Origin of the sequence: Methanosarcina barkeri MS, from assembly GCF_000970025.1 — an archaeon.
Classification (GTDB): domain Archaea; phylum Halobacteriota; class Methanosarcinia; order Methanosarcinales; family Methanosarcinaceae; genus Methanosarcina; species Methanosarcina barkeri.
In genome coordinates this window covers 3999918-4021341 of the sequence record NZ_CP009528.1, presented here as the reverse complement: position 1 = coordinate 4021341, position 21424 = coordinate 3999918, and the positions used below count along the sequence as shown (strand labels likewise).

The 21424-nt window shown below is 40.4% G+C and carries 24 protein-coding genes and 1 pseudogene; 16 read left to right on the top strand and 9 right to left on the bottom strand.

Annotated features, from left to right (window positions below):
- Positions 1 to 240: 240 nt before the first annotated feature.
- Positions 241 to 606: a transcriptional regulator gene (locus tag MSBRM_RS16400; RefSeq protein WP_048121971.1), complete on the top strand. Its 366-nt coding sequence runs from the start codon at positions 241 to 243 to the stop codon at positions 604 to 606.
- Positions 603 to 1826 (top strand): Nre family DNA repair protein, encoded by a 1224-nt coding sequence (locus tag MSBRM_RS16395; RefSeq protein ID WP_048121970.1) that lies wholly within the window; start codon positions 603 to 605, stop codon positions 1824 to 1826. Before MSBRM_RS16400 ends, MSBRM_RS16395 begins: the two co-directional genes overlap by 4 nt.
- Positions 1827 to 1927: 101 nt before the next feature.
- Here the strand turns inward: MSBRM_RS16395 and purC are convergent, their stop codons facing one another.
- Positions 1928 to 2641, bottom strand: a complete 714-nt coding sequence (purC, locus tag MSBRM_RS16390) for a phosphoribosylaminoimidazolesuccinocarboxamide synthase (protein WP_048121968.1) — start codon at positions 2639 to 2641, stop codon at positions 1928 to 1930.
- A gap of 477 nt (positions 2642 to 3118) precedes the next feature.
- On the opposite strand from purC, the gene MSBRM_RS16385 reads away from it, so the two are divergent.
- From MSBRM_RS16385 to MSBRM_RS16365, 5 genes are all read left to right on the top strand, one after another.
- Positions 3119 to 4399, top strand: a complete 1281-nt coding sequence (locus tag MSBRM_RS16385; protein WP_048121967.1) for an AAA family ATPase — start codon at positions 3119 to 3121, stop codon at positions 4397 to 4399.
- Positions 4400 to 4401: 2 nt separating this feature from the next.
- Positions 4402 to 5142, top strand: a complete 741-nt coding sequence (locus MSBRM_RS16380) for an MBL fold metallo-hydrolase (protein WP_048121965.1) — start codon at positions 4402 to 4404, stop codon at positions 5140 to 5142.
- Positions 5143 to 5282: 140 nt separating this feature from the next.
- Positions 5283 to 6671, top strand: a complete 1389-nt coding sequence (locus MSBRM_RS16375) for a deoxyribodipyrimidine photo-lyase (protein ID WP_048156326.1) — start codon at positions 5283 to 5285, stop codon at positions 6669 to 6671.
- Between the two features lie 297 nt (positions 6672 to 6968).
- Entirely contained in the window at positions 6969 to 7295 is a 327-nt protein-coding gene (locus tag MSBRM_RS16370) for a hypothetical protein (RefSeq protein WP_048121961.1), read from the top strand.
- 280 nt (positions 7296 to 7575) lie between these two features.
- Complete coding sequence (locus MSBRM_RS16365) at positions 7576 to 7809, top strand: DUF378 domain-containing protein (protein ID WP_048121959.1); 234 nt, start codon at positions 7576 to 7578, stop codon at positions 7807 to 7809.
- A gap of 223 nt (positions 7810 to 8032) precedes the next feature.
- Here MSBRM_RS16365 and MSBRM_RS16360 read toward each other — a convergent pair whose 3' ends face one another.
- Positions 8033 to 9154, bottom strand: coding sequence for a hypothetical protein (locus tag MSBRM_RS16360; RefSeq protein WP_048156324.1), 1122 nt, complete (start codon positions 9152 to 9154; stop codon positions 8033 to 8035).
- A 137-nt stretch (positions 9155 to 9291) separates the two neighbouring features.
- On the opposite strand from MSBRM_RS16360, the gene MSBRM_RS16355 reads away from it, so the two are divergent.
- Positions 9292 to 9621: a pyrimidine dimer DNA glycosylase/endonuclease V gene (locus MSBRM_RS16355; RefSeq protein ID WP_048156321.1), complete on the top strand. Its 330-nt coding sequence runs from the start codon at positions 9292 to 9294 to the stop codon at positions 9619 to 9621.
- Between the two features lie 11 nt (positions 9622 to 9632).
- On the opposite strand, the gene MSBRM_RS16350 is transcribed toward MSBRM_RS16355, so the two are convergent.
- From MSBRM_RS16350 to MSBRM_RS16340, 3 genes are all read right to left on the bottom strand, one after another.
- Positions 9633 to 10301: a permease gene (locus MSBRM_RS16350; RefSeq protein WP_230628978.1), complete on the bottom strand. Its 669-nt coding sequence runs from the start codon at positions 10299 to 10301 to the stop codon at positions 9633 to 9635.
- A gap of 2 nt (positions 10302 to 10303) precedes the next feature.
- Complete coding sequence (locus MSBRM_RS16345) at positions 10304 to 10726, bottom strand: permease (RefSeq protein ID WP_230628976.1); 423 nt, start codon at positions 10724 to 10726, stop codon at positions 10304 to 10306.
- Positions 10727 to 10820: 94 nt separating this feature from the next.
- Positions 10821 to 11156 (bottom strand): PadR family transcriptional regulator, encoded by a 336-nt coding sequence (locus tag MSBRM_RS16340; protein ID WP_048121953.1) that lies wholly within the window; start codon positions 11154 to 11156, stop codon positions 10821 to 10823.
- A 414-nt stretch (positions 11157 to 11570) separates the two neighbouring features.
- Here MSBRM_RS16340 and MSBRM_RS16335 point away from each other — a divergent pair, with 414 nt between their 5' ends.
- From MSBRM_RS16335 to MSBRM_RS16325, 3 genes are read left to right on the top strand one after another with little or no spacing between them, the layout of a single operon-like run.
- Entirely contained in the window at positions 11571 to 12167 is a 597-nt protein-coding gene (locus MSBRM_RS16335) for a B-box zinc finger protein (RefSeq protein WP_048121951.1), read from the top strand.
- Between the two features lie 53 nt (positions 12168 to 12220).
- Positions 12221 to 12550 (top strand): carboxymuconolactone decarboxylase family protein, encoded by a 330-nt coding sequence (locus MSBRM_RS16330; protein WP_048121949.1) that lies wholly within the window; start codon positions 12221 to 12223, stop codon positions 12548 to 12550.
- 17 nt (positions 12551 to 12567) lie between these two features.
- Positions 12568 to 12963, top strand: a complete 396-nt coding sequence (locus MSBRM_RS16325; RefSeq protein ID WP_048121947.1) for an LIM domain-containing protein — start codon at positions 12568 to 12570, stop codon at positions 12961 to 12963.
- A 618-nt stretch (positions 12964 to 13581) separates the two neighbouring features.
- On the opposite strand, the gene MSBRM_RS16320 is transcribed toward MSBRM_RS16325, so the two are convergent.
- The 4 genes and pseudogenes from MSBRM_RS16320 to MSBRM_RS21545 form a co-directional block, all read right to left on the bottom strand.
- The gene (locus tag MSBRM_RS16320; RefSeq protein WP_048121946.1) at positions 13582 to 14271 is read right to left on the bottom strand and encodes a DUF169 domain-containing protein; all 690 of its coding nucleotides are present in this window, start codon (positions 14269 to 14271) and stop codon (positions 13582 to 13584) included.
- Positions 14272 to 14315: 44 nt separating this feature from the next.
- The gene (locus MSBRM_RS16315; RefSeq protein ID WP_255361971.1) at positions 14316 to 14594 is read right to left on the bottom strand and encodes a DUF4405 domain-containing protein; all 279 of its coding nucleotides are present in this window, start codon (positions 14592 to 14594) and stop codon (positions 14316 to 14318) included.
- A gap of 94 nt (positions 14595 to 14688) precedes the next feature.
- On the bottom strand, positions 14689 to 15063 hold the full coding sequence (locus MSBRM_RS16310) for a NifB/NifX family molybdenum-iron cluster-binding protein (RefSeq protein WP_048121942.1): 375 nt from the start codon (positions 15061 to 15063) through the stop codon (positions 14689 to 14691).
- 127 nt (positions 15064 to 15190) lie between these two features.
- Positions 15191 to 15376 (bottom strand): annotated as a pseudogene (locus tag MSBRM_RS21545) (DUF134 domain-containing protein); the annotation flags it as partial.
- 724 nt (positions 15377 to 16100) lie between these two features.
- Here MSBRM_RS21545 and MSBRM_RS16300 point away from each other — a divergent pair.
- Genes MSBRM_RS16300 through MSBRM_RS16280 form a run of 5 tightly spaced genes read left to right on the top strand, consistent with a single transcriptional unit; the run spans position 16101 to position 21376 of the window.
- Positions 16101 to 17198: an iron ABC transporter substrate-binding protein gene (locus tag MSBRM_RS16300; RefSeq protein WP_048121938.1), complete on the top strand. Its 1098-nt coding sequence runs from the start codon at positions 16101 to 16103 to the stop codon at positions 17196 to 17198.
- The gene (locus MSBRM_RS16295) at positions 17195 to 17818 is read left to right on the top strand and encodes a class I SAM-dependent methyltransferase (protein WP_048121936.1); all 624 of its coding nucleotides are present in this window, start codon (positions 17195 to 17197) and stop codon (positions 17816 to 17818) included. Before MSBRM_RS16300 ends, MSBRM_RS16295 begins: the two co-directional genes overlap by 4 nt.
- Before the next feature lie 3 nt (positions 17819 to 17821).
- Positions 17822 to 19594: a radical SAM protein gene (locus tag MSBRM_RS16290; RefSeq protein WP_048121934.1), complete on the top strand. Its 1773-nt coding sequence runs from the start codon at positions 17822 to 17824 to the stop codon at positions 19592 to 19594.
- A complete protein-coding gene (locus MSBRM_RS16285; RefSeq protein WP_048121932.1) occupies positions 19587 to 20606 on the top strand; it encodes a FecCD family ABC transporter permease in 1020 nt (339 codons plus the stop codon). Before MSBRM_RS16290 ends, MSBRM_RS16285 begins: the two co-directional genes overlap by 8 nt.
- Positions 20597 to 21376: an ABC transporter ATP-binding protein gene (locus tag MSBRM_RS16280; RefSeq protein ID WP_048121930.1), complete on the top strand. Its 780-nt coding sequence runs from the start codon at positions 20597 to 20599 to the stop codon at positions 21374 to 21376. The genes MSBRM_RS16285 and MSBRM_RS16280 overlap by 10 nt, the downstream gene beginning before the upstream one ends.
- Positions 21377 to 21424: the final 48 nt, after the last annotated feature.

Genomic DNA, 21424 nt, shown 5'->3' with positions numbered 1-21424 from the left:
GTTCAGGAATAAACCGGGTCTGAGAAATAGCAATAATATTATTTAGCAATAACTTTTCAGGTCTGGAATTACTATATTTTTGTCAGTATTTAAATAGCATGCGTTTTGGGTAAATTAAGAGATACTTCTACTCAAAAAGCAAAAGTATATGGATATCTAACTAATTGATAAATTTATGGATGTAATCCTGGTTAAGAGAATCTCTCAAAATTTACCTGATTTATGTGGTGTTGGTCTCCCATGAAAACAACATGTGAAATTATGGTACAGAAAGTCTTGCCCGCAATTAGGGCAGAACTTTCCAGAACAATGATCTTTGAGCATGGGTGCACGCAGCAGGATGTAGCGGACATCCTGGAGCTTTCAAGGGCTGCGGTATCCCAGTACGTGAGTGAAAAACGTGGGGCTGAAGTTGATTTTTCCGAGGAGACTCAGAACGAAATTCGGAAATTTGCATTAGTGCTTCTAAATAAAGACCTATCCTCTCAGGAAAAGGTAGATGGCATGTGCAACGTTTGCAGGTTTGTTCAGAAATCCGGCTGGCTATACAAGAACGCTCCTGAAGCTAAAGCCTGTATCATCTGCGAGGATACGGATTTAAAGTGAATGGAACACTGTGTATTAAATGTAAAGGAAAGGGACTTTGTGGGCGTCTCCGTTGTCCAATCCTTGAAAAATTCAAGTCTTTTCAGTCCATCGCTCCTGTAATCTCTGGAGATTCGGTTTTTGGAGCATCTCCTCCTGCTGTTTTTGTCGGAAGTTTTGGTTACCCCAGGGTCTCTGCAGGCCCGCTTATTCCCCCTCTGGCAAATGAGAGCGAAGCCTCAGTTTTTGAAGATACCTCAGCCTGGGCAAACATGCAAATTCAAGACATTATCTCCATGCGTTCCCGCATGGTCAGGGCAAACACAAATTTCCATGTAAAGGATGCCCGCAGCAAAGAAAACCCTCTTCTTGTAAAAGCGCAGGAACTTGCCCTCTCCAGAAAGCCAGTGGATACCGAAGCCTGGTTTTTTAAAGCCCCTAAACAGGAACTCAAATTCGATGCCGTACTGACGCCTATGGGGCCGTCAGGGCTTGTCAAAAACTTTGAACTTGCAGAAAATCCGAATGTTCCGAAAAAAGTGGATTACCTTGTCTACGACACTGACGCCCTGGCAAAAGATGCGGTGCTTGAACTCTATAAAGGGGATATTCCGGCTGAACATATTACTCGCCTGTTCTCAATTGGCCTGCTCGGAAAAGAACGAAAAATCGTGCCAACACGCTGGTCAATTACAGCCGTGGATGATATGGCAGGAAAGGAACTTGCAGACCGCATAAAGGACTTTCCCTGGGTCTCAGGGATCCAGCTTTTTAGCGGGACTCATTTCGGGAACCATTTTGAAGTCCTTATCCTTCCACAGGCTTATGCCTTCGAACTTATAGAAATCTGGCTCCCAAAAGCAGTCTGGTCTGGAGAATCAAGCTGGATTGGGGAAGACAGCGAGAGTTACGATGGAAAAAAAGGTTATTCTCCCCTGGCTGGAGGCTATTATGCCTCACGGCTGCCTGTGCTTGAATATCTGACAGAAATCAAAAGGCAAGCCTCGGTATTTGTACTTCGGGAGATAACTCCAGATTACTGGGCTCCCCTTGGAGTTTGGGTCGTTAGAGAGGGCATGAGAAAAGCTCTTCGGAACCCTCCAAAAAAATTCGATTCTCTCGAAGCTGCAGTTTCGGACCTTGCGGGTAGGATAAGCACACCAAAATCCGAATGGATGCAGCAGGCAAAGATGCTTTCAGATTTCCGTTTTCAAACGACTCTGGATTTCTTTTTTAAATAAGGATAGATCACTGACTATATTTTAAAAACAAAAATAAGCAGGCAGGAAAACTTTAAAGCCTTTTATCCGGCTTATTCAGGTTTCCTGACCTTTTTTCACGTTTATTCAAATATTTCGGGCACTATGCGCCGTGCAACTTCTTCGTAAGCTTTAGAAATATCGCCTTTGTCAAATCTAAAGACATCTTTGTCCATTGACTGACCGGTCTTCTTGTCCCAGAACCGGCAGGTATCGCAGGAAATCTCATCTGCAAGGATGATTTCTCCGTTCCTCCTTCCGAATTCTAGTTTGAAATCCGGAAGTAAAATGCCTTTTTTGTCCAGATAGGGCACAAGCAGTTCGTTAATTTTCAGAGCGAATTTCCTGAGTGTGGCGAGCTCTTCCGGTGTTGCTAACCCAAGTGCAAGAGCAATATCGTCATTTAGCATGGGATCTCCATACTCATCGTTTTTGAAGTCAAAAACAAGTACAGGAGTCTTGAAAACCGTGCCTTCTTTAATGGGATATCTTTTTGTAATCGAACCTGCGGCAATATTCCTGACAATGACCTCGATTTTTATAATCTCGACTTTCTTCACAAGCATATCGATGTCAGAAAGCATTTCGACAAAATGAGTCTTTATCCCCTCGGCTTCGAGCATCTCAAAAATTTTTTTTGAGATCTGAGCATTATAATACCCTTTTTTTTCCATTTCCCCTTTCTTTTCTCCGTTAAATGCAGTCAGACTGTTTCGGAATTCGGTAATAAGGGTGTCAGGATCATCCGTCTTATAGATAGTTTTTGCTTTCCCTGAATAGAGTTGTTCTCTTGTCATGCAATGGTCCTCTAGGGATAATTCTGGATTTCCTTAGATAGAGATATCTTAGGAATGATAGTTTTAATATACTAGTTCTGATAATGCAGAAGTTTTGATAATTCCGTGATATCCCAGAAACAAGCTATATAGATTGAATTGTCTCTAAGATGCGAAAATCTACGCGGAGACAATTAGCTATTTCCAGAATTCACAATTACTCTCTGAAAGTGAGACATTTTTCGGGATTGCAAATGCTTTTTCCGAAAATATGCTTGACTCCCGAAAGAGATAGAATAGATGATAATGTGTTCTGCTAGATAAAGTTATCATCTCCAGCCGGTTTTTTTCCTTTTACTGCCGGCTGCTTCGTAAATTTTATCATCGAAGAAAACCAATTACTTGGTTTAACAAATTAAAGACGAATTTAAGAACTTACCGCATTTGAGTGCCCAACACTTGATAGTGGATTAGTCCAAGCATGCAACAGGTAAAAACATGTCAGGCACTATATTAGATATCGTAGAACTACTGCTAACTGCAGAGATCTATAATCGCTATCCAGAACTGGATGTAAATGATCTTCCAAAAAACATCCGAAAAAACTACTGGAGTAGCACAGAAAAAACAGTTCCCAAACCCATCACAGCCACATTTATTCGTATTGAAAAATTGTATGGGCTTAAGGATATCGAAAAAATCGTAAGGAACGTCCCCTTCATAAATACTGACAAGTCTCACTTTGAACTTCGTCTGAGCGCTTTCGAACTTGCTGCAGAATGGTTTGAAAAGCAGGAAGGTTCCCAGGAAAGGATTGAAAATAACCCTGTCCTGGCTTATTACTTTGAAAAAATAAGAAAGGATGAGGCTGCAAATTATGCGCTTGCAAAGACGAAAATAAGTCCTAAGGAATCCGATAGGGAATGGATAGAGTCCAAGATAGCGGAGATTCGGAAAGAGGACAAAAGCGAAGATATGCTGAAACTCGCGGTTATTATCGCTCCTGAGGATGTAAAACAAAAAGTCAGAGACCTTGTGCTCACCGGGGAACAGAAGAACGAAGTTGAAAAGATCACAAAAGCCATCGAGTACAGGGAATACCTGCGGGAGATCGGCTTGCATGATATCGGAAAACTCCTGTTTGTCGGTCCTCCTGGAACCGGAAAGACCTCGGTTGCCCGTGCACTTTCAGAACGGCTCTCAATCCCGTTTGTTGAGGTCAAACTCTCCATGATAACAGATCAGTATCTTGGTGAGACTGCAAAGAATATTGACAGAGTCTTTTTGCTTGCAAAGAAATTGAATCCCTGCATTCTTTTCATAGATGAGCTCGATTTCGTAGCAAAAGCAAGAACGTCTGACGAGAATGCTGCCATTAAGCGAGCAGTAAATACCCTTCTTAAGGCCATAGATGAGATCAGCCTTGTGGATCATGGAGTTCTTCTTATTGCCGCGACCAACCACCCCCGCATGCTCGATAGTGCAGCCTGGAGACGCTTTGACGAGATTGTTCATTTTCCCCTCCCTGACCTTGAGATGCGTAAAGATATACTGAATATCGTAACCCGGCACATCGAAGGGGATTATGACACAGGGGTAATTGCGGAATTGACAGAAGGTTATTCAGGTTCGGACCTGCGTGTCGTTATAAGGGAAGCTGTCCTGGGTGCTCTTCTCGAAGAGCGTAAAATACTTACCCAGCAGGATCTGCTGGACGCTGTAGACTCTTTCAATGAGAGGGCTGGCCTCAAGTCCGAAGAGTACGATAGGAAGAAGTAAAAATGAGGCTAACACTTCTTGGGACCGGCGATGCTGTCGGGACTCCTAAAATTGGATGTAATTGCCCTGCCTGCGAAGACGCCCGAAAAGGTGGAAAAAGTCAGCGTCTTCGTTTTTCTATCCTTGTAGAGTCCGATAAGGGCAAGATCCTCATTGACACCAGCCCTGATCTAAGGCAACAATTTCTCAAACAAAACCTGTCTTGTGTAGATGGGGTAATCTGGACGCATGGACATTATGACCATTACTCCGGATTTGGAGAGTTCTACAGAGTTCAAAATAAGGTTGATGTTTATGGGGTTCAGGAAAATATTGAATACATAAATCGGTTCGTTTACTTCCTGAAACCCAGGTATCATTATGTGAAGCTCTATGAGCCCTTCGAGCTAATCGGGCTGCAATTCACTCTTTTTAAGGTCAACCACCCTCCTGTAGAAGTTCCTACAGGGGTTATAATCCGTGAAGGCGATAAAAAAGTAGTGATTACAGGAGATACAAACTCAGAAATTCCCGAAGCCAGCCTGGAACTTCTGAAAAATCCGGATCTTCTTATTGCAGATGCTATAGTGCCACCTAATATCCATATCAAAAAACACATGAACTCAGAAGAGGCTATGGCACTTGCAGAGCAGCTCAATGCAAAAAAAATAGCTTTGATCCATCTCAGTCATTTATTTCGTCCTCATCATATCGAATCCTTATTTTTACCTCTTGGATACGATGGGCAGGTTTTTGAGTTTTAAAAATTTTTAAAATATTGTAATCACCACTTTATATTTTTTCTAAAACTCCTGTTTAAATTGATTGAGGATCTTTGTCTAACACGATCTTTCTTTTTATTCCTTATGTTAGCTCTATATATTCTGGATCCCAAAAACCATTAATGAACCCTAAACGTATTCGGACTATTCTATCCGGGAAACCAGGCAAAGGACCGGTTGCTTATTGGATGAGCCGTGACCAGAGGGTTGAGGACAACTGGGCTCTTCTTTTTGCCCGAAAAATAGCGTTGGAAGCCGATGTGCCTTTTTTTGTGGTCTTTTGTCTGGTAGATGGATTTCTGGAAGCTATAAGAAGACAATATGAGTTTATGCTCAGAGGGCTGCAGGAAGTTGAAGCTACCCTTGCAAGGAAAAAAATTCCATTCTTTTTCCTTCGAGGAGACCCTGAAGAAGAAATTCCATATTTTATTGAGAAACATGAGATTGGAACTCTTGTTACTGATTTTAGTCCACTTAGGATTAAGAGGACATGGACAAAAAAAGTCGCATCAGGCATTAAGGTACCCTTCTTTGAGGTGGATGCTCATAACGTAGTTCCCTGCTGGGAAGCTTCTAAAAAGCAGGAATATGCTGCCCATACTTTCCGTCCTAAGCTCTTAAAGCTCCTTCCTGAATTCCTTACGGAGTATCCTGAGCTTGAAGCAAATCTCGAATTTCCTGAAATCGTCATGATATCCGGAAAATCTGAAACGTTTTCAGAAGTTCAAAAAAGTGGATTTGAAACTCGTCTTCCAGGGGAGTTTCTTAAAGAAAAAGCCGGTTTCTTACCTGATATCGCGCTTTTCGAAGCTGGAGAAACAGCTGCACGAAAAGTTATGGCTGAATTTCTCACTAATAAACTTGACTCTTACTCCACCCTGCGAAATGACCCAACTAAAGATGCCTTATCCAATCTCTCTCCTTATCTGCATTTTGGACAGATCTCGGCTCAAAGGGTAGCTCTCAAAGTAGAAAAAGCAAAAGCTGACTTGAAATCAAAAAGAGTATTTCTCGATGAGCTCCTTGTGCGTAAAGAGCTTGCCGATAATTTCTGCTATTATAATCCTTTTTATGATAGTTTTGATGGCTTTCCTGAATGGGCAAAGAAAACCCTTAATTCTCACAGGCATGATCAAAAAAGTCATGTCTTTACATTGGAAGAACTGGAAACAGGAAGGACATACGATCCTCTCTGGAACGCCAGCCAGATAGAACTTCTTAGTAGAGGGAAAATGCACAGCTATATGCGGATGTACTGGGCAAAGAAGATTCTCGAATGGAGTGAATCGCCCGAAAAAGCCCTCGAGACTGCAATCTACCTAAATGATAAATACGAATTGGACGGACGAGACCCGAATGGATATGCAGGAATTGCCTGGAGTATCGGGGGAGTTCATGACCGCGCCTGGAAGGAAAGGGAAATTTTTGGAAAAATAAGATACATGAGTTATGAGGGTAGTAATAGAAAGTTCGACGTTAAATCATATATTGAAAAATATTCAGCTTTGTAGAAATCCTCAATTTTATCTAAATAACTTATGCCACTTTTTTGTTTACGTTGTATGTTGAGATTTTAATTTTTATCGATAGGTATACAAGCTTACTGGAACTTAGAGTTACATTTTTCCTCTATGATTGAACTGCTTCGCCTGCTTCCAGAAGCAGAGCTTAAAATGAATCTGTTTCTTTATATAGGCTGGCCTTCAAACCTCCCAATCAGGAGGTAAACATAATTGGCATTAAAGCATTAAGTTAATATTTATCCTGATGTTTTTATTTTATTAAATGAATTTATACGGTGTACAAGCATGAATCAGCATTACTTTTCTCTGGATAATTATTATAAGTATTTCATAGGTTTTGACGGCATTATCCTTACTTTCTTAATAATAAAAAGTTATCCAGCTGTTGTTAATTTAGCAACAAAAGATAGCTTTTTTATTCTGTTAGTAGGAGCATTTTGCATATTAATTGATAATTGGAATCGAAAATCAATAAAGTACAGGTTATACGTTGAGCTATATGAAAACGAGTATCAAGCTATTTCTGACTACAAGGCTGGTAAAATATTCATAAACTTAATTTTTTATGTAATCTCTATATATTTAGTATCTGGTTTATTTGGTGCACTCTGATACTTGCCAGTGTGACTTTCATGAAGGAGTTGATTCTTTAACCTGGGCTTGAGGACAAGGTTTTAATTAACTTAACTTAACTTAAATTACATTAAATTAAATTATATTAAATTAAATTACATTAAATTAAATTCCTTCTCTTCTATCTTTTTTATTTAAAAAACTCTAATTTTTATATTAGTCACATATAAATACAAGTACATCGGATTTTAATATGGGAGTTTTTATATTTCTCCTGGCTATATAATATAGGAAATAACGCAAAAAGGGAGTGGTATCTATGGCAGTAAGAAATCCAGTAGATTTGCTCGCACTTATACTTGTTATAGTGGGCGGATTAAACTGGGGGCTTGTAGGTCTCTTCGACTTTAACCTTGTAGATTATATCTTCGGGGCAGGAAGTACACTTTCGAGAATTGTGTACATAATTGTCGGGCTTGCGGCACTTTATACGATTTATTTCGCTACAAGAGCTGATACGTATCAAGCTCGTGAGGCTCCGGTACACCACTAAATTAAAAAATTGAAAAAGCTCCTTTGCGGTGTAATACTGTGAAAGAGACCTTAACCAGCGATGTTTTTTCAGAAGGCTGGATATGTTATTAAGATAAGGGGTTATTTTTATTCCTTTCAAAAATTTTATTCTTATTTTTTATCTTCATTTTTACTGATTTTAAGAGTAAAGTGGCTTTTGGGCTAGACTTATTAAATAATCATTCTTTTCTCGAGTTTAAACCTTATCCTTTATGCCTCCAGGGCAACAATGCAGCTTCAAATGCCAGAAAAGGTCCTATAAACAATCCTGCCCAGAACAAAAGCCCAGCTATTCCCAGGACAGAGAAGTAAAGCCGTTTTCTTGCGGACCCAGTGCCGTAACTTTCATCTTTGAGGCTTAAGGCTATTGCAATAACTCCAATGCCTACACTGACAAAAATTAAAATGAAAGTAATAACTACTTCTGAGGAAAATGAACTTTTACTCAGTGAGATCATCATCTGGAATATGTATGACATTCCTGTGCCAAGAAAGAAGAGGCCCGCAAGTATTCCTGAGATGCATGCAGTACTGAACCCGGCTACAGTTTCTCTTTTTAAGAAAATTGCTAGAAGCCCGACTGCAAGAATTAGCACAAGTGGAGTAAAAATCAAAAACAGTCCCTGGCCCTCCCAGCGGTAAATCTTTATCTGGTTCAAGGGTATGGATATCCATTCCTTCAAGGTAAAAGTTTCTTTGTATCCTAGAATTAACCCATAATTTCCTTCTCTTGAGATTTCTCTTTCCTGCAGACTTTTTTCATCTATTGTGTCTTCTCCTTTTCTCGAACTTGCTCCATCTATTGTATCTTCTCCTTTTCTCGAACCTGCTTCCTGTATTGCACCTACTGCAACGCAATATGTTCCACTTTCCGGAGCTTTGATATCGAGCTTAACAAGTGAGTAAAAGGCACTTGGGGTAAACCCTTCGTATACAGGGCTCTCGGGCAAGCTGTAGGAAAGCACTTTTGCCCCATACCCTTCGGGCATTTTCAATTTTTCGGGTACTTTTCCTTCTTCCGTAAGTCCCGGCCCGATAAGAATCAGGCTTGGGATAAAACCCTTATTTCCATCTTCAACGGGAATAGTGAGTCCGAGTACAATTCTTTCTCCTTTTTCTACATTAAAACTGTAATACCGAAGATCTCCAGAAACAAGCTCTCCATAAAGCACCCTTGATTTCGAAGGGTCTTCAATATGGATTGCTGTTTCAGGACTTTTTCCTCCCCCTCCGAATACTGGCACGTGGGCAAGCGCAGGAGCGGATAAAAAGTATATAACAACTAGTAGAAAAATTCCAGAAAACCAGAGTGTGCCCTGTCTCATGGACTATGTTTTCTCAAATAGTATGTAAATATGTATAAGAATAAAGAATCAGACATAGAACATAGGTATTAATTTTCGTGTTAAGTAAACTCTTCTTCTCCGATAAACCTTTCTTAGATGTGCCAGGAATTCATCTTATGAGAATCTGGGACATACCTCCTGAGAAGATGTGCAGGCAGCATCTTCTAGGGGAACACCGTGAGTTACATGCTCTCTGGTCTATAATTACCAATAACAAGAAAGCCTATGCACACCATCCAGAGACCATGCGCTGGAGGGGAAAGCTCAAAGCGCTCTACCTGAGGCATGAAGCTCTGGTCGAGGAAATGACAAGACGAGGTTACAAACACCACACTCCTCTTGACCCTGCCCTTGCGACAGGAAAAGCTGTTCAGGACGAGTTTGTGGATTCTTATGAAGAACAGGTCCGGCTCCTTAAAGAAAGAGGGTGCGATTGCAGGGTTTGAATTAGAATCTTTCAGGAAAATTCGGATTCAGCTTTCCTACCAAGAGATTCTTTTTCTTCTGCTGAGAATGTTTTTTCGATTATAAGAGAAAAGAGAAGAAATAGTGGAACGCATACTGCTATCCGAATTGCCGTGAACCTGGCTCCCATATATGAAATCTCATACAATAAAAGGGGAAGTTTTGCAGTGGACCATACTCCCAGGAAAAACAAAACATACGCCAGTTTTGCCTTTTTCTTTATAAGGAGCATTGCAATGGGAAAGGCAATATAAAGGGGACCAGCGGCAGCAGAACCCAGAAATAGAGCTGTAAGCACTCCTTTAAGTCCCGAAGCTTCCCCCATATACCTAATAAAAGTCTCTTTAGGAACCCAGGCATCCAGCAAGCCCATGAGGACGAAAATAGGAGGAATCAGGCCGAGCATTTCCTTCATATTTGATAAGGATATATTGAAGGCCTTTATGCCTTCAGTTTTGTCTGTAAAGTATAAGGCTATTATAACAAAAGCAAAGACTATTACAAACCTGAATTTTTTTACTACGGCAAATGCTCTCGTTTTTATACTCCTATTTTCTGATCTGGCAGTTAGCCTCCCTGAGTTCATGCTGGAACGTATGGATTTCATATTCGGGTTTTCGAGACCGGTGTTCATACTGTCAGCATTGATGTCAGTGTTCATTATTACATCAACTTCCAGATCACCATTGTGAAGACTAAAGATATTACCAGTGCAGATGCATTTCTCAGAATTGCCATACGTTTGCTGAAATACTTGATCTCCAGAGGCAGGGTTACAACTCCTACTGCCATAAGGGAAGAAACAAAGGCTGCAATCTGTGCGTATCCTGCTCCGGCATCAAGAAGGGTAGCCCCAAGCGGAAAAGCAACAAAACCCGGAATCATTGTAATGGATCCTGCTGTTAGCGAGAGAACTACCCCGAAGAAGCCTGAATTGGAGCCTATAAGCTTTGATATAATATCTGGACTTAAGATTGCTAGGGTAATTCCTGCAAACATCATAACTGAAAGGATTTCCGGGAGAATACCTGAAAAAGATTTCCAGGCTTTCAGGAGAGCGATTTTTGTTCTTTTCTTATCCTTCAAGTAAGAAACGGTAAGGAAAATAAATGCTAAAGCATAAAAGTATGTACTGTTCAGGAGAACCCCTCCATTCTGTATTTACAGGAATTCCAGGGCTTCAGTTTTGTAACTTTTCGTAAGTTTCCAGGAAAAAATCCAGGTCTCTTTTTCTCCTTTCAATATCCTGCTTGAGTTCACCCAACTTTTCGATTCCTTTTTGGGTTATCTTATACCATTTTTTTGCTGGGCCTGGTTCTGAAGTGTCCCAGTATGCTTCAACTGCTCCCTCTTTTTCCAGATCGTTAAGTGCCCTATAGAGCGCAGGAGTATCTATCAGATTGAAAGGCATTTCTTTGTCAAGTCTCTTGAATAAAAGGGCTCCATAAGCGGATTTCTGTGCCAGGAAGAGCAGTATAAATGAAGGTGTATGACGGAAGTATGTGTTTCTGGGCATAACAACACGTTTGATTCTTTTTAGGGGATTGGAGATTTTAGTTTTATAGCAGTTCGATTTATATTCAGACAATATCTAGGTGTTAATTACACTAAGATATTAATTACACTAAGATACTAATTACATCATGATATTAATTACATCAAAGTGTAACTTACACTAAGATGTTTTTGTATATATGCTTTCTGCTTTAAACTTGAGTTTTATTCTCCTATTCTGTTATTCTCTTTTAAGAAAAGAAATCAACTATATATAGATACCGATAACTTAATATTCTATTATCTCTATTAATATAGAGAGACATATTTTATAAGAAAAATAAAATTCAAAGATTTGCCTTAGTAAAAAGGGAAAGTCTAAAACCTTCTGTAATGTCTGAAACCCCGTGTTTTTGTTGTCTGGCGGGAGAATTCGATGAAACTTGTACTTGACGAAGAAGAAACCTGGATTATTGAATGCATAAAAGAAGCCCATATAGATTGCGGGTTCCATGTTCGAGACGTTATAAAAAAAGCAAAAGCAAGATATGGATTATCCAGGTCAACAGTATACGAAATTGTTAGTTATCTGGAGTTTCACGGCTTGGTAAAAACGAATAAATCTGGCAATCGGGAACTCGATCAAAGTATTTCCTACTTTGTAACATGTCCTGTGTGCGGGAAGGAAATTCCTGGTAATGAGTATATTCTAGAAAATGGAAAGTCAATATGTGAGGACTGCTATCTGGAAGAGCACCAGAGAATCAAGTTTGCAGATCCTATGGCTGTACGTTCTAAAAAACTCTTTAGAAAAAATCATGGTCTGGAAGGCACAGAAGGTCTAACAGACATTCAAAAAGAACTTTATAAATTTATACAGGTAGAAGGAGGGGTTACGCCTGAAAAAATCTCTAAACTTTTTGGGCTTACACCCCAGGAAGCTAGGAACCAGCTTGCAATATTAAGGCACTGTGAGCTTGTGAAATGGCGGAAGATAGGAGATGAAATCTGTATTGTGCCTTTTGATTCTTAACTTATTATAAAATTAACTTACTATAAAAATATCTCTGTTGAGGAAGTGAAATCTTGACAGAAAGAATTGACATGAATGAAAAGACAAAAGTTATGGCTGAACAACTTCCAAAAGTAATGGATGCACTCTCTGGGCTCCATTCTGAAGTTATTAAGGATGGAGCATTAAGTGCCAGAACAAAAGAACTCATGATGGTTGCAGTTGCAGTATCTCTGCGTTGTGAATACTGTCTATGGAAGCATGTTCCTGAAGCTGTACGTTTGGGAGCAACTCGTGAGGAGATCCTTGAGGCTGTCAGTACTGCCATAGTAATGGCTGGTGGGCCTGCAGTAGCGTATGGATCTGTGGTGGTTCTTAAAATTCTGGATGAATTGAATGTTTAAAGAACTGAGGTGAAATATTGACCGACGAGATAACTAATCCTGTAAAATGCCACATTTGTGGATGTGAACTGGAAAAAGAAGATTGCATAGAAGAGGAAGGCAAGGTTTTCTGTGAAGATTGTTTTATAGAAGCTCACCACAAAATTCAGGTCTGTGATCCCTGGGCAGCTTATTCCAAGAAATTCTTCCGGAAGGAAGCCGGGCTTGAAGGTACAGAGGGTCTGACTGAATTACAAAAAGCCATCTATGAATTTATCGTCTCCAGCGGTGGAGCAAGAAAGGAAGAAATTGCAAAAAAGTTTCAAATATCCCTTCTGGAAACCGAGAACCAGTTTGCTATTATGAGGCATTGTGAGCTGTTAAAAGGGCAAAAAAGAGCAGATGGTGTGTACCTTGTACCTTTTGAGAGTTAATAACTCCAAAAAGGCTTTGTTTTAGCTCAGGTTAAAAATAAAGTAAATTGTCTTCTTACATATTCTAAAACTGATATGTGTACCCAGGAAAGTTGCTTAAAGATTAATTAACCTATTTTTCTTTTATAACATCATGGCTATATACATTTTTACTTACTGAATCTCTCAAAAACAGAATCTTATTTATTTTATTAATCAGAACGAAAATCAAACTATTGATTTCCTTCAAACTATTGATTTCCTTCAAACTATTGATTTCCTTCAAACTATTGATTTCCTGCAGGTAAACACTTATGGAAAATCTTGTTTTTGATATTATTCTAATATTATTATTATTATTATTATTAAAACATAGTTTCATGAAAGGACTGGCATGAATTAATGCTTACTTGAAGATTATAGTCACGCCTGTAATTGTTGCAACAAAAATCTCATTGTATCTCATTTGAGCAGTTGCATTATTTAGCCGCGTGACTATAGATAGGTTTTGTGGAAAACCTATCCAGGTCCACTTCAAGATGATGAAACAAACAAAATGTATTAGGTTATTCGTCTCAGGTTGTGGAGTTCATTATTTCAGAATAACTCTACACAGCCTAAAGATACCCTTTTCAAAATTTATTTCGGGCAGATTTCCTTAAGACCAGCAGTTACATCAGCCAGAAGTTCAATGGGAATTCCCATAATCATTTCTTCGTCTGCGATTTTGGAGTATGTCCTGCTGCCGCTGCAACCGACTGTGACTCCGATTTTGCCTTCTTTGTATACATTCACAACCCCGTCGGAGCACAGGCTCTGCTTTCCTGCAAAACTCGCTTCGATCCTGCCTCCGGTTTTGTACATTGCAGCCTGTGTAAGTAGCATTATTTGTTTAGGATTACTGATAACGACAACAACATCTGGAGTAAAAGTGGCTTTTTCCAGAGGAGAGTACAGGATAGCTTCGGTTGAGTGCGGTGGAAGCTTGGGAACTCTTTCAAGGGTACGCCTTGCAGCGCCCTGGGTGCTAAACTGTTTGAGTTTATTAAAATAAAATTCTCCACTTGCGACCTTTGGAGGCATTTCACCAAGGCCCATTGCACCAGCGCCACCTTTACACATCTGGTCATCGATAAGGGTATAGAACTCCTCGCCTGTTCTTCTAACTCTGTCAACCAGCTGGCAGTGCCTCATAGCTTCATCCACTTCTTTCATTCCTTCAGGAATTTCTCCTCCTTTTGGGATCAGCTTTACTGCAACAGGAGAAGTCTTCAGTTTCAGACAGTCTACAAGTTCTTGTCCATATTTATTGATCTCTTTTACATCCATGTTCTCAACTCCAATTTTTATATTATCTTTAAAAAGTTTTCTTATCAGACTTTATCGGTCACTGTATTGGTCTCACAAATAGTGTTTTTCTTTCCTTTTCTGAAAAATTTCTTTGTGGTACATATGATCCATTGACCATGCAGGATAAGATGGACAACTATAAGAATAACTATCAGGATTCCTGCTTTGCTGTGTATCCAAATACAGGTAGCTTTCGTTAATCCCATATATACTACATACTGCCCTCTTGGAATTCCTGAAGGTATTAAAAAATGCATAACTAAACCTGTACCTGCAACAACAAAAAATAGAGTTGTCAGAATAAGGTCTATTAAGTAATTGGTTTCTTGTCGGCTTACGGTTTCACCTCGTTAGATAGCCCTGATTCAAGCTCTCAAACATTGTGAATTAAGTCCTTTAGTGATGAGAACAATTACAGGTGCCGTTCATAGATAATTCTTGCAACAAGCCATTATTATAGTCCTCAACTGCGTTGGAAACCTTACCCGTTATTCCTGCAAATACTTTGATGTTTTTTTCCGCCAATGACATTAATGGCCTTCCGCCAATACCCGCGACGAGCACAGCATTGACATTATTTGATTCCAAAATTTTTGATGGAGCAGCGCAATTATGCTCGATCTCAGGAGACAGGTTGCTTATTGTTTTAACACTTTCAATATTTTTATTTTTTACATCCACGATAGTAAAATATTCGCATGAGCCATAATGATAACAAACATCAGATTCCAATCCACTGTCATTCATCGATGGTATAGCAATTTTTGTCATTTTTCACACTTCCTGCTTTAACGTTTAACGCTGCTGTTTTCCCCTCGCTTTTGGGATAGCAGTAATCGTTCTTAATGAACCTTTTCTCTCTTCCGTCGCCTCCGACTCGATAAACGATTTCGGAACCTCACTTCGGACAGCTAGCTGGGTGTTCAGTATTGCACTGTAATTCCCATCTATACTTACACCCGCTACAGAGAAATTCAACTTTGCACTCCCCTCTATTTATATACTCTCCTCCAGAGATCTCTATTGCTTTGCCATTGACAGGGGCATCAGTCACTTTCTGTCGGGCCTTTTGCAGATCATTCCAGAATGTTGGTTGGGGGGATGACTCAGGAAATTCCCTAAGTCTTTAGCTTAGAGGTTCATAATATGTAGCTATTGGAATGCACTATACCCTGCGTTTAACTCTATTTACTACCAAATTACTCATATGCGATTTATTATAAATAACTTACTAATTTTTATTGGTTCACTTAAAACCTATCCGAGAAGTCCTGCTGCTCTAAATACTATCTATGCACATGTAAAATGAAGCATAACACTATAATTCTCCATTTTCTTTTTCCATCTTATAATGAGTTCAGTTCATTGATTCTAAAGTATATCAAAAATGAATTTTTTGAAAGCCACGGAAAGCACGGAAGATACGAAAATAAGTAGTAAATGTGTGTTTCTTCCGTACTTTCATCCAATAAATTCGTGTCAGATCGAAAATCGGTAACAATAACGATTGTGAATGTGCTCAACTTTTCTATGAAAATTGGGCTGACTAATCTAAATCGCTAAAAGCAAATTTATATATGGAAAGTAATAAGAAATAAGATACTGCTTTCCTATAAATGTCCCCTGAGAGCAATCAACTGATATAGCAAATATACTGAAAACTATCAGTCGATCATGAAAACTAAAAAACTTTATAAAAAGTGTGCTCAAGAGCGTTTTTCTAGTTTCTCTTTGTTAGAATATATATTTATAACATTATGTTCATGCAAACATAACGCTTAAACTATAAAAGTCTGTCAGGTATTTCTATGCGTGGAAAAATAAGTACAATACTACTACTCTCTATTCTGGTTCTGGCTGTTGCGTCCTGTGGATGTGCAGAAAATGCGAATCAGCAGGCTGTTCAGAACTCAAGCACGATACAGATCACCGACATGTTGGGCAGGCAGTTAACTGTGCCGGCGGAAATCTCTTCAGTTGTAGCTACTTCTCCGCCATCCACCATCCTCGTGTATATGCTTTCTCCAGAGAAACTTGCAGGGTGGAATTTTAAAAATAATTTTACTCAACTTTACATGGTTGAAAATTACTCAAGTCTGCCTGTAATAGGGGGCTGGTTCGGAACACAGACAGGAAACTATGAAACTATAATCAAAATGCATCCTGACATTGTAATTGAAGGGTACACCACTGATGGGGAAATCCATGAAGCTATAGAGCGCAGACAGGAAAGTTTTGGAAATATTCCTGTAGTGGCTGTTAATGATTCTATTATCTTCGTCAACAAATCTGATCCTACCATACAATATGTAGGTAAACTTCTTAATTGTGAAGACCAAGCGCAAAAACTGATTGATTTCCGCAGTTCAGTCCTTAGTGAGATAAATAACACTATAAAAGATATTCCTGAAGACCATAAAGTACGTGTTTATTATGCCGAAGGTCCAAAGGGGCTAATGACTGATCCTTCAGGTTCTCAGCACTCTCAGGTCATTGATATTTGCGGTGGTATTAATGTTGCAGATTGTCAGCTTACGCCAGGGAGTGGCATGACTCAGGTTTCAATTGAGCAGGTTATGAACTGGAACCCTGAGATAATTATCACCTCAAATCCACAGTTCTATTCGACAGTTTACTCTGATTCTCTCTGGGCAAGTATAGATGCTGTGAAAAATAAGAAAGTATACCTTGCTCCTCAGAATCCTTTCTGCTGGATTGACAGGCCACAGGGCCCTCACCTTATCCTCGGAACTGCCTGGACTGCAAAAATGCTGTATCCGGACCGTTTTGCAAATATGGACCTCTCCAATCTGACTCGTGAGTTCTACTCGGAATTCTTCCACTATAATCTCACAGACAAAGAGCTGAATGCGCTACTTAACCCTTCATCAGAGGCTAAGACGTGAGCGAGCAGGACAAATCTCCGGATTTCCCCTATATTGCAGAGAACATCTTTGCCCCTATCTACCCTGTAATAGCTGCTAATATCGTCAAGCAAAGCGGGATAGAGAAAGGTATATGCCTTGACCTGGGATGCGGTATAGCATCCCTTGGAATTGCTGTTGCGGAAATCACGGACATGCAGGTATATGGTATTGATATTTCAACTAAGATGTGCAGGCTTTCACGAAACAAAGCCTTACGCCATTGCATTTCAGGGAAAGTTGCTCTTGTGCAGTCTGATGTACACCTGCTACCTTTAAAAAATAATTGTGCAGACCTCATAGTAAGTCGGGGTTCCGTATTTTTCTGGAATGACCTGCCTGTTGCCTTTAATGAGATCTCTCGCGTCCTTGCTCCTGGTGGGCAGGCATGGGTAGGAGGTGGCTTCGGCACAAAAGAGTTGAAAGCGCAGATTTCTGATAAGATGGTCGAAATAGATCCGGATTGGCGTGCCAGTTCAAAAGAACGTCTCAGTCCTGAAAACCTTCGGGCTATAAAGGAAGCTGGAAGGCAGACCGAGATTCCCTGTCATGTAATCCAGAATGATTCGGGATTCTGGATGGTATTAAGCAAGGAAGGTTAAAAAATGAAGTGCAATGTGTGTGAATTCAGGTGTGATATCGATGAATGGAGCAGGGGAAGGTGCGGGAACTACTCATGCACTGGTGATACTATTATCCAGGACCCTGATCTCGGATATCTTGGAGCATATCCTGTTTCTATAGAAACCATTCCCTTACTTCACTATTATCCCTCAGGTAAATTCCTTCAGGTTTTCAGTACTGGATGCAACTTCCAGTGTTCAGGCTGCGTAGCTCGCCTGTTAGCTTCAGGGAAATCGCTTGACCTTCCTGTGGTTACCCCGTCTCAGGTGGTGGAAAAGGCAGTGCAGCAGGGATGTCTGGGTGTAGTTTCTACACTCAATGAGCCTGCTGCAAACTATTATCTTTTCAAGGACCTTGTGGTACAGGCAAAAGAAAAAGGTTTACTTGCAGGCTGTTCTACCAACTGTTATTTCACAGGTGAGACACTGGAGGAGCTTGGAAAGCTTGTAGATTTCATGAATATTGGAATTAAAGGCTATTCTGATAAGAGTTATATAAACTGTGGAGTTCCGTCCTCTGCACCTGTTTTCCGCAATATATCCAGGCTTTTTGATATGGGTGTGCATATTGAAACTTCGGTCGTATACTTAAGGGGAAATGAAGACGACGTGATAAATGTTGCAAAAGCATTGTCTAATATTTCTCCTACAATTCCGGTTCAGGTCATGAGATTCATTCCTTTTGGGGATGCTCCGATTGAGCTTGAACCCTCTATAGGAGAGGCTGAGAACCTGTGCGCCGCTCTGCGTGAGCATGTAGACTATGTCTATCTTTTCAATTCTCCAGGTACGGAATCATTAAATACATACTGTCCTGAATGCGGTAGCCTTCTTGCAGAAAGGGAGTTTTACGGGCCCATGGGTTCCAAACCTCTAAAATCTTGGATAAATTACACCTGCACTTGTGGTAAAAATATCCCGGTTAAAGGAACGACTGCAACTGAAAGCTTCAACGAGGAAGGTTTCATGGGTGGTTACAGGATAAGCCGGGCTTTCAGTATGGTCCATGCAGTACTTACATGCCTGGGAATACTGGACAACCACAGGGTAATTGAAATCTGGGTAAAGGTTTCCAATCCTGAAACCCTGAGTCAAATACATCATATGATACAACAGCCATACTCCTATCTTGAATTTGTCAGGCTTATTGCTGAAAAAGCAAATGAGTCGGAAAAAGGAGAAGCGCTTATTTCTTTTATTCGTGAACGCTTGGAACTTGTCCAGTCTCTTGCAGCGAAAAATAGTAATCATAAGGTGTATTATTGTATGGGTTCTCCTCTTTTTGCCCTGAACGCTGGGAGAATGGAAAATAACCTTGTGGCATTTTCTGGGGGAGTCAGTATCAATAAACAGATTCAAAAAGAAGGCAAACCGGGTGTAAATGTTTCTCCCTCTTTTATAAATGAGCAGAATCCTGAGACAATTTTTATTTCAGGTTTCCTTTCTCGTCCTCTAGATGAATTTTATGGCCTGTGCCATCAATACGGCATATCTGCAGATGCAGTAAAAGAGCACCATGTCTATGAAATTCCCCCTTCCTGGGATTTCGGGAACCCTCGCTGGATACTGGGACTCATGTACATAGCAGATAAACTGAACCCGGAAAGCTCAGTAATTGACCTGAAAAAGGAAGCAGATGAGTTTTATCTAAGGTTTTATGGTATGCCTTTTGAGGAAGCAAAGCCTAACAGGTCATTTCACAGACCTACCTCTGGCATCTGGTCCAGGCATGTTATGAGGTATACTCATGCCTGATTACAAGTTTAATCGCACTACTCTGGTGTACCTGTTACCTATCGCATTACTCATAATCTCCCTTTTTATTGGAAGATACCAGACCCCACTGTCGGCAGTTGTGGATGAGAGTATGAAGGTTTTTTCATCTCTTTTTTTTGGTACTCCTATTTCAGTCTCCACTCAACACACGGTACTATTCAATGTAAGGCTACCGAGGATACTTGCAGCTTTACTGGTAGGCGCAGCTCTTTCCATAGCTGGAGCTTCTTTCCAGGGAATCTTTCGTAATCCACTTGTGTCTCCTTATATCCTTGGAGTAGGTTCAGGGGCAGGTTTTGGAGCATGCCTTGCAATATTGCTCTGGAATAATTATCTGATGATACAGTTGACGGCTTTTGCTTTCGGACTCCTTGCGATGTTTATTGCTATAAGTATGGGTAAAGTCAGCAAAGGTACTGGAACTTTAGTATTCGTGCTTTCGGGAATTATTGTGAGCTCTATTTTTACGGCTCTTACGTCGCTGGCAAAGTATGTAGCAGATCCTTATGATCAACTTCCTGAAATAGTATTCTGGCTTATGGGAAGCCTTGCCAGTGTCAGGTACGGTGATCTGCTCTACATATTATTGCCTATATTTATTGGGACTCTAGTATTGTTTCTTTTCAGGTGGCGTATCAACATTTTGTCCTTGGGAGACGAAGAAGCTAAAGCTCTTGGGACGGATGTGGAAAAAACGCGCCTGGTTATCATTGTTTGTGCGACTCTTGTAACCTCAGCAGCAGTCAGTATCAGCGGTGTCATTGGGTGGGTCGGACTTGTTGTGCCTCATATCTCAAGAATGATTGTTGGTCCCAATTATAGCCGCCTCTTGCCTATGAGTATGATTATTGGAGCATCGTTTATGCTGGTCGTGGATGACCTTTCAAGGACTATTGTAGCTACAGAAATTCCCCTGGGAATCCTAACTTCCCTGGTAGGAGCTCCGGTGTTTGCATATCTTATCAAGAAGGGGCGTATGGGATGGAACTGATGCTGGAAGTAAAGTCCCTTGCTTTCTCTTATGGAAACAATCCAGTATTTGAAAATGTATCTTTTTCGCTGAAAAAGGGCGAAATCATGTGTATTCTGGGTCCAAACGGAGCAGGAAAATCTACACTTATCAAATGTATTGCAGGAATCCTCAAACCAGCTGTGGGGTCTGTCTTTATTCAGGGAAAGGATACAGCTTCTCTTGGGGTAAGAGGAATTGCCAGGCATATAGGTTACGTACCTCAGCAGAATGAAGTGGTTTTTCCATTTACTGTGCTGGATTTTGTAGTCATGGGCCGTGCTCCACACCTTTCCATGTTCGCATCCCCTGGCGCAGAGGATATTAAACTTGCAAAAGAATCTTTAGCAATGGTGGGAATTTCCGATCTTGCAGAAAGGCCGGTTGCTAACCTCAGTGGAGGACAGGGTCAAATGGTGCTTATTGCCAGGGCTCTTGTCCAGAAGCCTGCTCTGCTTTTGCTGGACGAGCCAACTTCTCACCTTGATTTTGGCAACCAGGTCCTTGTGCTGGAAACTGTCCAGAAACTGGCTTCACTTGGTATGTCTATTGTAATGAATACACACATGCCAGACCATGCTTTTCTGTTAGGTGACAAGGCTGCAGCTCTGTCTGGAGGTAGACTGGTTGCCGTAGGAAAAGTTGAAACCGTTGTAACCAGTAAGATGATGTCTTCAGTCTATGGTGTAAATGTAGCTGTCAGGGAAATTGAAGATATGAAAAGGAAAGTGTGTTTACCCTTAAGAAGGTAAACAAAGTATGACAAAAATAGAAAAGATCTACGAAAAATAAGGTGAAAT

Coding starts and splice junctions, on each gene's coding strand:
- MSBRM_RS16400 (WP_048121971.1), top strand. CDS start 241: ATGAAAACAACATGTGAAATTATGGTACAGAAAGTCTTGCCCGCAATT.
- purC (WP_048121968.1), bottom strand. CDS start 2,641: ATGACAAGAGAACAACTCTATTCAGGGAAAGCAAAAACTATCTATAAG.
- MSBRM_RS16385 (WP_048121967.1), top strand. CDS start 3,119: ATGTCAGGCACTATATTAGATATCGTAGAACTACTGCTAACTGCAGAG.
- MSBRM_RS16380 (WP_048121965.1), top strand. CDS start 4,402: ATGAGGCTAACACTTCTTGGGACCGGCGATGCTGTCGGGACTCCTAAA.
- MSBRM_RS16375 (WP_048156326.1), top strand. CDS start 5,283: ATGAACCCTAAACGTATTCGGACTATTCTATCCGGGAAACCAGGCAAA.
- MSBRM_RS16370 (WP_048121961.1), top strand. CDS start 6,969: ATGAATCAGCATTACTTTTCTCTGGATAATTATTATAAGTATTTCATA.
- MSBRM_RS16365 (WP_048121959.1), top strand. CDS start 7,576: ATGGCAGTAAGAAATCCAGTAGATTTGCTCGCACTTATACTTGTTATA.
- MSBRM_RS16360 (WP_048156324.1), bottom strand. CDS start 9,154: ATGAGACAGGGCACACTCTGGTTTTCTGGAATTTTTCTACTAGTTGTT.
- MSBRM_RS16355 (WP_048156321.1), top strand. CDS start 9,292: ATGAGAATCTGGGACATACCTCCTGAGAAGATGTGCAGGCAGCATCTT.
- MSBRM_RS16350 (WP_230628978.1), bottom strand. CDS start 10,301: ATGAACACTGACATCAATGCTGACAGTATGAACACCGGTCTCGAAAAC.
- MSBRM_RS16340 (WP_048121953.1), bottom strand. CDS start 11,156: ATGCCCAGAAACACATACTTCCGTCATACACCTTCATTTATACTGCTC.
- MSBRM_RS16335 (WP_048121951.1), top strand. CDS start 11,571: ATGAAACTTGTACTTGACGAAGAAGAAACCTGGATTATTGAATGCATA.
- MSBRM_RS16320 (WP_048121946.1), bottom strand. CDS start 14,271: ATGGATGTAAAAGAGATCAATAAATATGGACAAGAACTTGTAGACTGT.
- MSBRM_RS16310 (WP_048121942.1), bottom strand. CDS start 15,063: ATGACAAAAATTGCTATACCATCGATGAATGACAGTGGATTGGAATCT.
- MSBRM_RS16300 (WP_048121938.1), top strand. CDS start 16,101: ATGCGTGGAAAAATAAGTACAATACTACTACTCTCTATTCTGGTTCTG.
- MSBRM_RS16290 (WP_048121934.1), top strand. CDS start 17,822: ATGAAGTGCAATGTGTGTGAATTCAGGTGTGATATCGATGAATGGAGC.
- MSBRM_RS16285 (WP_048121932.1), top strand. CDS start 19,587: ATGCCTGATTACAAGTTTAATCGCACTACTCTGGTGTACCTGTTACCT.
- MSBRM_RS16280 (WP_048121930.1), top strand. CDS start 20,597: ATGGAACTGATGCTGGAAGTAAAGTCCCTTGCTTTCTCTTATGGAAAC.